The organism is Mycobacterium sp. TH-M25 (genome assembly GCF_057473665.1).
On record NZ_JBYCLA010000304.1, the window covers coordinates 1 to 8,353 of the forward strand.

An 8,353-nucleotide genomic window follows, 5' to 3' on the forward strand; every position below is an offset into this window, starting at 1 on the left:
GACATCGAAGCCGACTAGACCCATCCCCGCCACGGCCACCGAGGATCCGCCCGGAGCGCTCTGGTCGAGGGACTCGATGGGGTAGGGCTGCAGGTAACGCACGCCCCCGGCGGCTCCGCGCTCCCGATTCCAGGTGTGCCCTGAAGTGAGCACGACATGGTCGACAGTGAAGGTGGCACAGTTGTCCAGCAGCACCGTCTCGCGCCCCTGAAGGGCCGGCGAGATGTCGACAGCCGCAGAGTAGTGCCGGACGATCTCGAGGTTCGGCGGCGCATAGTCCACCAGCGTTTCGTAGAACCAGGCGAGGTATTCGCCCATCAATCGCCTGGGCAGGTAGTCGGTGGGCCGGATGCGCTCACCTCCGGCGCCGATGCGGCACTCGTACCCCACCCAGCGGTAGCCGCAGACCATGGCCCATTGATGCAGGCCTACGGCGTAGGGCGGGGGGTTGTCCTCGTCCGGGGCGGCGTAGAGGGAGAGCTGACCGCAGGCGTTGTTGAGCACCAGGAAGTCGGGCTGCCCCGCGGAGTAGACCCCGCCTCCGAGCTGAGCCGGCTCGACGATGTGCACTCGTGCCGGCCTGCCTGTCCGACGTGCCCGGTTGACCGTCCGTTCCAGAACGCACAGACCCCATGACCCGAGCCCCACGATGGCCATCTCGATCATCGGACACATCCCATAGCCGCCGGACAACGGTCACGCCGGGCAGAGCAACATGTGGTCAGGCCTATTAAGGGCATCTCTGCCGCGGTGGCCACCACTGACATGTGCTCCTTCTGCTGAAAGCACCCCCGACCGGGGTGTGCGCCGACGCGCGTGCTTAAATACCAGAGTTAATCTTCTTACGGATAATACATACGATTTGAATGTTAATCAACCTACAGAAGGCTTTCAGTCTTCTTGCGACATCCGTGAATGCGCTGCGGATTCCGAAGGCTGGCGGCTGGTGGATCGCGGCGTTTCCTCGTGGCGATATGGGCCTGACCTGTGTCTGCCTGAGGTTGCGAACCGTCGCCACGATGGCCCGCGGCAGGCGCCCGGGCTAAGCACCCGTCAGTTGGGCGACAACCGGCGCGAAGGACTCCATCGCGTCGCCCGGCACCACGATGTTGGAGAAGCCCCACCTCGTGCGGTAATCCAGAAGCCGCTCGCACAACTCCTCTACGGCGCCAATCAGGACGATCGGCAGATCCAGGGCATCTTCACCGGAAAGGCCGAGCATGGTTGCGGTGCGCGCCGCCGCGCGGCGACTGGTGACAATTCTGGTCGCAAAGGCCATGATCTGCAGCTCGATCGAATCGAACCGCTCCGGCGCCGCGTCGCGTATCCAGGCCAGGCAGCGGTCGTAGTGATCGTAGGTGGCGTGGCTCGCCAGGTCGCCGGCATTGAGGCCCGAAGCCAGGCTGGTGTTGACACCGATGATGTCCGCTTGCCGGGCGGCAACCGTGAGGATTCGCCGACTTCCACCGCCGACAATGACGCGAGGGGGCGACTCAGGCCGAGGATCGCAACGGGCGTCGCACACCGTGTGATACTCGCCGGCGAATGTGGCTTTCCCCTCGCTCCACAGGCTTTTCAGCACGGTCAGGCTCTCGTCCAATCGATCCACCCGGACAGCCGGCTTGTCGAACCCAATCCCTGCTTGCGCGTAGTCGCTCTCGAGCCAGCCCGCGCCGAGGCCCACCTCGACCCGACCTTCGGCCGCCAGGCCCAGGGTGGCGATTTCTTTGGCCAGGACCACCGGATTGCGGAGGTCGTTGTTCAGTACCACGGTCCCGACGCGCAGGGTGGAGGTCGCTTCGGCGGCGACGGTCGTGGCCACCAGAGGCCCGAACTGATCGCCGCAATGGTCGGCGACGTACAAGGTCGAATAGCCGAGATCCTCGGCCGTCCGGGCCTGATCGCGCCACGCGGACATAGTTGGCGCTACCGAGGAGTGAACGCCGAATCGAAACGGGAGCATCTGTTGCCGCCTTTCGCTACCGATCACGAAAAATAGCTAATAACCGACTAATAGTCATCGAAATTTTATATTATCATCTTGTATAGTGACAGTCATGCCAAAAGCAGTACGTTCGGTCGGTTCGGGAACCTCGCCCGCGGATGTCGCGGAGGTGCTCAAGCGAGATGGCTGCGTCATCGTCGCCGACCTCGCTGCTGCCGAGACGATGGACCTGATACGGGCCGAGGTCGAGCCGCACCTCGCTGCCACCGGTGGCGGCAACACTAAATTCCTGGGCACAACCACCCGACGCACCGGCGCTCTGATCGCCCGATCACAGACCGCCCGTTCACTGATCACCAACTCGACGATCATCGACTCGCTCGATCTGGTGCTGGGTGACCACGCCAGTACCTTCCAGATCGATTTGACCCAATTGGTGACCATAGGACCCGGTGAACCGGCGCAGATGATCCATCGCGATCAGTGGTCGTTCGATCGCTTCCAGTTCCCCCAGGGCTTTGAAGCCGAAGTTGCCACCATGTGGGCCGTCACCGACTTCACCGAAGACTCGGGTGCGACGCGGATAGTGGTGGGCAGTCATCAGTGGGAAGACGATCCTGACGATGTGGACCCGGCGCTGTCGTCGCCGGCGATCATGACCAAGGGTTCGGTCCTGCTGTACACCGGATCGATATTTCACGGCGGCGGCGCCAACACCACCGCGGCCAGCCGGATCGGGATGAACGTGAGCTATTCGCTCGGGTGGCTGCGGCAGGAGGAAAACCAGTATCTCGCTTGCCCTCCCGAGATCGCTCGCACCCTCCCCGAGGGTCTGCTCAGGCTCATGGGCTATCAGCGGGGCTCCTACTCGATCGGCTACGTGGACAACATGCGAGAGCCCCTCGACTGGCTGTACGACAGTCCAGCCCACATATCGGATTTCTACGGCTACCGTCGCGCCGCGCGTAAGCGGATCAGAGAGACCGGGAGCTACGTCCCGCCGACAGAGTTGTCGCGCGGCTGAATCACCAAAGTTGCTGGACCCCAGACCGGCTCATCCGATTGAGCCACGGCAGAGATACGAGGAAAGCGTGATAGCGAACCAGGTTCGTGACATCTTAACTGCGCATGGCCGGATGGCGGTCGATCCACACGAGGTGGATGATCGCGCAGACCTGTACAAGCTCGGCCTCACATCCCACGCGTCGGTCGATGTGATGCTTGCGCTCGAGGATGCATTCGACATCGAGTTCCCTGAAGAAGTGCTCAAGAAGTCTACCTTTGAGTCGGTGCACAACATCTCGAAGGTGGTCGAAGGGTTGGTCAAGACAGCTGCCGGATTGGCACCCCAAGGAATGAGTGTCGGTGAATTCCGTTGATATTAAGATGATTTCGACGAAAGCATGATCACCTTGCCAACTGAAATCGATGGGCACCATATCTGCGCCGGATGCGATGTCCTTTCCGTGCGAGAAGTTCAGGATTCGCTGGCGTTATTCGGTGACCGTTACTTGCACAAGGTCTTCACGGCCGGCGAGATCGAGGACTGTCAGGGCCTCAACCGGGCGCACGGACTTGCGGCCCGGTTCGCGGCCAAGGAAGCAGTGATCAAGGCATTTGCCGAACCCGACATGTCGTTTCCGTTGCGTGAGATCGAGGTGACGCGGGATGGTCCGCTGCCGCGGCTTCGGTTGAGCGGATCAGTCGCCGAGCGGGCGCGACTGCACGGCTGGCTCCGCGCGTCGTTGTCGCTTTCGCACGCCGATTGCCACGCAATGGCTGTCGTCGTGGTGGTCTGCGGCGACGCCGGATCGGCTGGGCCCGCGGTGGCGGCCAAAGGGGATGGGACATGATCCGCCGACACGATCCCACCTGGGCGTGGGCGGCTGGCGCGCTGAGCGGCGCGCTCACGCTTGCGGTAGCCGCCTTGGCCGCTGACGGCACCGGTCCCGAAGGCCTCCGGTTCGCGGTGCGGGTCACGGCGCGCTGGTCTTTTCTGTATTTCTGGCTCTCGTATGCGGGCGGTGCGATGGCGATCCTGTTGAGACCGGCCTTTGCCGGGCCGGCCCGCGTGGCACGATCCTCGGGCTTGGCTTTCGCCGCCGCACTTCAGGTCCACATCGGATTGGTCGTCTGGCTTGGTGTCGTCACCGGCCGGGTGCCATTGCAGGGCGGCCTGCTGTGGTTCTTCCTGGTTGCGCTGTTCTTCGCCTACCTGCTCGTGCTGCTGTCATTCGGAATCGGAGCACACCGCATGGGCCGTCTGTGGCGACCGCTGCTCTTGCTGGGTACGACGTACATTCTGATCGCCTTCGGCCGGGACTTTGTGCTGGGCTCGATTCACGTCCTGGGCGTATTCGATGCGAATGCACAGTCCTGGGTCCAGCTCGCCGAATATGTGCCGTTTGCGCTGCTGTGCCTGATCGCAATTCCCCTGCGCGTTGCCGCGCTGCACCGGCAGCGCGTCCATCCGCGTTCCGCTCCGCTGCCGGCTGAAATCGACCGGGAGCCGGTGAGATGTCGTTGACGACGACCGAGGTACCGACATTTTTCGGACCGCCGGATTCGCCGTTGTTCGGCGTGGTTCATCTGCCGGCCAACCAGCTGATCAGGGGCGGGGTCCTGATCTGTGGTTCGCTCGGCAAAGAGGGGATGGACAGTACCCGGCTACACCGGACCCTCGCCGAGGGTCTGGCCCGCCTTGGTTTTGGCGTGCTGCGATTCGACTACCTGGGTACGGGCGATTCCGCGCACGCTCAGGGGCGTGATGACGCGGTGGCCGGCTGGGTGGCAAGCGTGGGCCACGCGCTGGATTACCTCACGCTGATCGGCGCCGAGCCGACGACGGCTGTCGGCATACGTGCCGGGTGCCTGATCCTGCAGGACTGCCTGGCCCGGTCCCACCCGATCAAACGGGTGGCCTATCTCGATCCTGCCGGCACGGGAAAGCGCTACCTCCGCGAACACTCCGCGCTGTTCCGGCTGGCGGTGGGCGAGGACGCTACGTCGTCCGGCGATGTGTCCGTCATCGGAGGGCGATTCAGTGTCCACGCCGCAGCAGAATTCGCCGCGTTACGCATGGCCGCAGATCCACTCAGCGTTCACGGCGTCGAGGACGTACTCCTAGTGGGACGGCCCACCGAGACCGACACCCGCCTGACCGCTCTGGCGTCGTCCGTTGGAGTTGATGCGATCGAAGCGAGCGGCCTGCCGGAATGCGCCCGGCCGCAGGAGATCTTCCTACCGGTTCCGGCCAATGCGATCGACTCCATCGTCGAGTGGATCGACACAAAAGCTCCAACCCGCGTCCGTAACGCCGCACCGCGCTACCTGACGACGGTGACGATGCCGGCCGAAGGGCCCGACGGTGTCGACGTTGTCGAGCGCATCGAACGAATCGAACCGAGCGGCTTGTTCGCCATCCGCACGCTGCCCCGTCCCCCGAGCCCAGCGCCGGCAAAGACCGTGTTGTTCTTCATCACGGCCAAGGACTTGCACGTCGGACCCGCCCGGGAATGGGTCGAACTGTCACGTCGCATTGCCGCGACCGGGTCGCAGGCGGTCCGGTGGGACCCGGCAGGACTGGGCCTTTCGAGTCAGATCAGCCGAGACCCTTGGCGCAGCGTGTATTTCAAGGCCGACATCACCGACTCGCTGGCGGTCGCCAGACATGCGTGTGCTGATGCCGGCCAACTCGAGGTCGTCGGTATCTGCTCCGGCTCGTGGTACGCCGCTCAAACCGCCCGCAGTATCGGTGCGCGGGCAGCGATACTGGTCAACGTCATGGTGTGGAATTGGCACGCCACTTCAACCGTGCCGTCGCAGTGGTACAACCGGAAAAAAGCGTTGGATGCCAACGCACCTGGTGATCCGATCGCCGGTTCCGGCGAGTCCAAGACGAATCGCCTTAAAACACTTCTCAACCCGGGCAGGAACCCGGCGAAGACATACCTGCACAACCATTTCCCAGGGTCGGTCTTGCGGTTATTGACCTGGGCCGGACTCGTGTGGCGGCCGGAGGTTGTGCTCACGACGCTTGCCCGCCGCGGAGTCGACGTGACGCTGATTGCCTCGCCCGAGGATGCGGAGCAGTTCTTCGCGAAAGGCGGTCGGGCAGCCCTGGATCGACTGCAAGGCGCGGAGCGGCCCCCCCGCCTAATCGCCCCACCCACCGGCGACCATTCCGCGCAACACCCGGCGATATTGGCGGCGATCCGCAATGCCGTGTTGCCGGTAACTACTGGCTGCGTGTCGGCGCGCAACCGCTAGCTCAGTGCTCGTTGGCCCACAATTCTTCGGTGAGGTCCTGGAACGTGGCGAGAGCGATTCCGTCGTCGGCACGCCGCAGCGCCGACCTACTCATCAGCGCACGCACGGTCGAACCGTCCTTGTGCGCCAACTCGACGACCATGTTCGCCTGGCGGTCGACCACCGAGAGCATCGATTCCGTTTCGAGCGCGCCATAGAAGATCTCGTAGAACTTCAGCGCCACGACCTCCTCGGTTTCGCGGCCCAGAATGTCGGCGAACGCCGTGTTCGCGAAAACGATGGTGCCGTCCTGGAGCACCGCCACAGTGGGCACCGGGATCCGCTCCAGTAACACCAGCGCCGGCAACTGCTCGAGCGCCTCGATCGGCGATGGGCTGGCCTGCGCAGTTCGTCGACGTTCCACCACTTGATTATTGTCCATCGCGGCGTTCATCGGCGAATCCTGCGTCGACGATCTGTTTTGCCGGACACCTGCGGATAATGACACGGGCAACGGATTGCAAACAGCGAGGAGGGTTGGATGGCCGAGACGACCAAGCACGGCGAGTCGGCAGTCATCGTCCTGGCCGCCGGGGCCGGCACCCGGATGCGGTCCGACATTCCGAAGGTGCTGCACACGCTGGCCGGCCGCAGCATGCTGGCGCACGTGCTGCATGCGATCACCAAGATGGCGCCGCAGCATCTGGTGGTGGTGCTGGGCCACGATCACGAACGCATCGAGCGGTCCGTCGGTGAACTGACCGAAACGCTTGGCCGCCCGATCGCTGTGGCACTGCAGGACCGACAGCTCGGGACCGGCCACGCGGTGCTGTGCGGCCTGACCGCGCTGCCCGACGACTTCCGTGGCGTCGTTGTCGTCACCGCCGGCGACGTCCCGCTGCTCGACGCCGACACGCTGGCCGACCTGGTGACCAGCCACAACGCGTGCGGCGCGGCCGTCACCGTGCTGACCACCACGCTGGCCGACCCGACCGGTTACGGCCGCACCCTGCGCACGCAGGACAACGAGGTGATCGCGATCGTCGAGCAGGCCGACGCGACGCCCTCCCAGCTCCAGATCCGCGAGGTCAACGCGGGTGTCTACGCCTTCGACATCTCGGCGCTGCGCTCTGCGCTGAGCCGGCTGTCGGCCGACAACGCCCAACAAGAGCTGTACCTGACCGACGTGATCGCGATCGTCCGGCAGGACGGGCAGGTGGTGCAGGCGCGCCACGTCGACGACAGCTCGCTGGTGGCCGGTGTCAACAACCGGGTGCAGCTGGCCGACCTGGCCGCCGAACTCAACCGTCGTATCGTGACGGCCCATCAGCTGGCCGGCGTCACCGTCGTCGATCCCGCGACGACCTGGGTCGACGTCGATGTGAGCATCGGCCGCGACACCATCATCCAACCTGGAACGCAGCTACTCGGCGGCACCCGCGTCGGCAGGCGCTGCATCGTCGGACCCGACAGCACGCTGACCGACGTCACCGTTGGCGACGGCGCGTCAGTGGTGCGCACCCATGGCACCGACGCCGCGATCGGCGACGGCGCCGTCGTCGGCCCGTTCACCTACCTGCGGCCCGGCACCACCTTGGGCGCCGACGGCAAGCTGGGCGCCTTCGTCGAGACCAAGAACGCCACCATCGGCACCGGCACCAAGGTGCCGCACCTGACCTACGTCGGTGATGCCGACATCGGTGAGCACAGCAACATCGGCGCTTCCAGCGTCTTCGTCAACTACGACGGCACGTCCAAACAGCGCACGACGGTAGGCTCGCACGTACGCACCGGCTCCGACACCATGTTCATCGCGCCGGTAGCCGTCGGCGACGGTGCCTACACCGGAGCCGGCACGGTGGTCCGGGAGAATGTGCCACCGGGCGCGCTGGCGGTTTCCGGCGGCAAGCAGCGCAACATCGAAGGCTGGGTCGAACGCAAGCGGCCCGGCAGCGCCGCCGCGCGGGCCGCCGAACAGGCACGACAACCGCCCGACGAGCCGACGTGACGCCAGGGGCGCTGCAGCCGGCCGGCGTTTCGCTACCTAATATTCCTAAGACAGTCATCCGATCCACAGCAGTAAGGGCGGCACGTGAGCTACGACTGGACCGATAACCGCAAAAACCTGATGCTCTTCTCCGGCCGCGCACATCCTGAGCT

10 protein-coding genes are annotated in these 8,353 nt (G+C 64.6%); 7 read left to right on the forward strand and 3 right to left on the reverse strand.

The features are described from left to right. Together AC2VOU_RS10210 and AC2VOU_RS10215 are read right to left on the reverse strand one after the other, a co-directional pair. Window positions 1-666: FAD/NAD(P)-binding protein (locus tag AC2VOU_RS10210; RefSeq protein ID WP_486957273.1), on the reverse strand; the 666-nt coding region annotated here is incomplete at its 3' end. Window positions 667-1,042: 376 nt separating this feature from the next. Next, entirely contained in the window at window positions 1,043-1,963 is a 921-nt protein-coding gene (locus AC2VOU_RS10215; protein ID WP_486957274.1) for a TIGR03621 family F420-dependent LLM class oxidoreductase, read from the reverse strand. A gap of 94 nt (window positions 1,964-2,057) precedes the next feature. On the opposite strand from AC2VOU_RS10215, the gene AC2VOU_RS10220 reads away from it, so the two are divergent. From AC2VOU_RS10220 to AC2VOU_RS10240, 5 genes are all read left to right on the forward strand, one after another. Then, complete coding sequence (locus AC2VOU_RS10220; RefSeq protein ID WP_486957275.1) at window positions 2,058-2,969, forward strand: phytanoyl-CoA dioxygenase family protein; 912 nt, start codon at window positions 2,058-2,060, stop codon at window positions 2,967-2,969. Window positions 2,970-3,036: 67 nt separating this feature from the next. Next, on the forward strand, window positions 3,037-3,324 hold the full coding sequence (locus tag AC2VOU_RS10225; RefSeq protein ID WP_486957276.1) for an acyl carrier protein: 288 nt from the start codon (window positions 3,037-3,039) through the stop codon (window positions 3,322-3,324). Between the two features lie 24 nt (window positions 3,325-3,348). Continuing rightward, a complete protein-coding gene (locus AC2VOU_RS10230) occupies window positions 3,349-3,798 on the forward strand; it encodes a holo-ACP synthase (protein WP_486957277.1) in 450 nt (149 codons plus the stop codon). After that, the gene (locus AC2VOU_RS10235) at window positions 3,795-4,472 is read left to right on the forward strand and encodes a hypothetical protein (RefSeq protein WP_486957278.1); all 678 of its coding nucleotides are present in this window, start codon (window positions 3,795-3,797) and stop codon (window positions 4,470-4,472) included. Before AC2VOU_RS10230 ends, AC2VOU_RS10235 begins: the two co-directional genes overlap by 4 nt. Then, the gene (locus AC2VOU_RS10240; RefSeq protein ID WP_486957279.1) at window positions 4,463-6,214 is read left to right on the forward strand and encodes an alpha/beta hydrolase; all 1,752 of its coding nucleotides are present in this window, start codon (window positions 4,463-4,465) and stop codon (window positions 6,212-6,214) included. Before AC2VOU_RS10235 ends, AC2VOU_RS10240 begins: the two co-directional genes overlap by 10 nt. Before the next feature lies 1 nt (window position 6,215). Here AC2VOU_RS10240 and AC2VOU_RS10245 read toward each other — a convergent pair whose 3' ends face one another. After that, on the reverse strand, window positions 6,216-6,578 hold the full coding sequence (locus tag AC2VOU_RS10245) for a PAS domain S-box protein (protein ID WP_486957281.1): 363 nt from the start codon (window positions 6,576-6,578) through the stop codon (window positions 6,216-6,218). 156 nt (window positions 6,579-6,734) lie between these two features. Here AC2VOU_RS10245 and glmU point away from each other — a divergent pair, with 156 nt between their 5' ends. Together glmU and AC2VOU_RS10255 are read left to right on the forward strand one after the other, a co-directional pair. After that, window positions 6,735-8,201 carry a bifunctional UDP-N-acetylglucosamine diphosphorylase/glucosamine-1-phosphate N-acetyltransferase GlmU gene (gene glmU, locus AC2VOU_RS10250; protein WP_486957280.1) on the forward strand — a complete coding sequence of 489 codons (1,467 nt, stop codon included), beginning with the start codon at window positions 6,735-6,737 and terminating at the stop codon, window positions 8,199-8,201. A gap of 84 nt (window positions 8,202-8,285) precedes the next feature. After that, window positions 8,286-8,353 (forward strand): hypothetical protein (locus AC2VOU_RS10255; protein WP_486957282.1); only part of this gene is annotated, 68 nt, incomplete at its 3' end.

Coding starts and splice junctions, on each gene's coding strand:
- AC2VOU_RS10220 (WP_486957275.1), top strand. CDS start 2,058: ATGCCAAAAGCAGTACGTTCGGTCGGTTCGGGAACCTCGCCCGCGGAT.
- AC2VOU_RS10240 (WP_486957279.1), top strand. CDS start 4,463: ATGTCGTTGACGACGACCGAGGTACCGACATTTTTCGGACCGCCGGAT.
- glmU (WP_486957280.1), top strand. CDS start 6,735: ATGGCCGAGACGACCAAGCACGGCGAGTCGGCAGTCATCGTCCTGGCC.
- AC2VOU_RS10230 (WP_486957277.1), top strand. CDS start 3,349: ATGATCACCTTGCCAACTGAAATCGATGGGCACCATATCTGCGCCGGA.
- AC2VOU_RS10215 (WP_486957274.1), bottom strand. CDS start 1,963: ATGCTCCCGTTTCGATTCGGCGTTCACTCCTCGGTAGCGCCAACTATG.
- AC2VOU_RS10235 (WP_486957278.1), top strand. CDS start 3,795: ATGATCCGCCGACACGATCCCACCTGGGCGTGGGCGGCTGGCGCGCTG.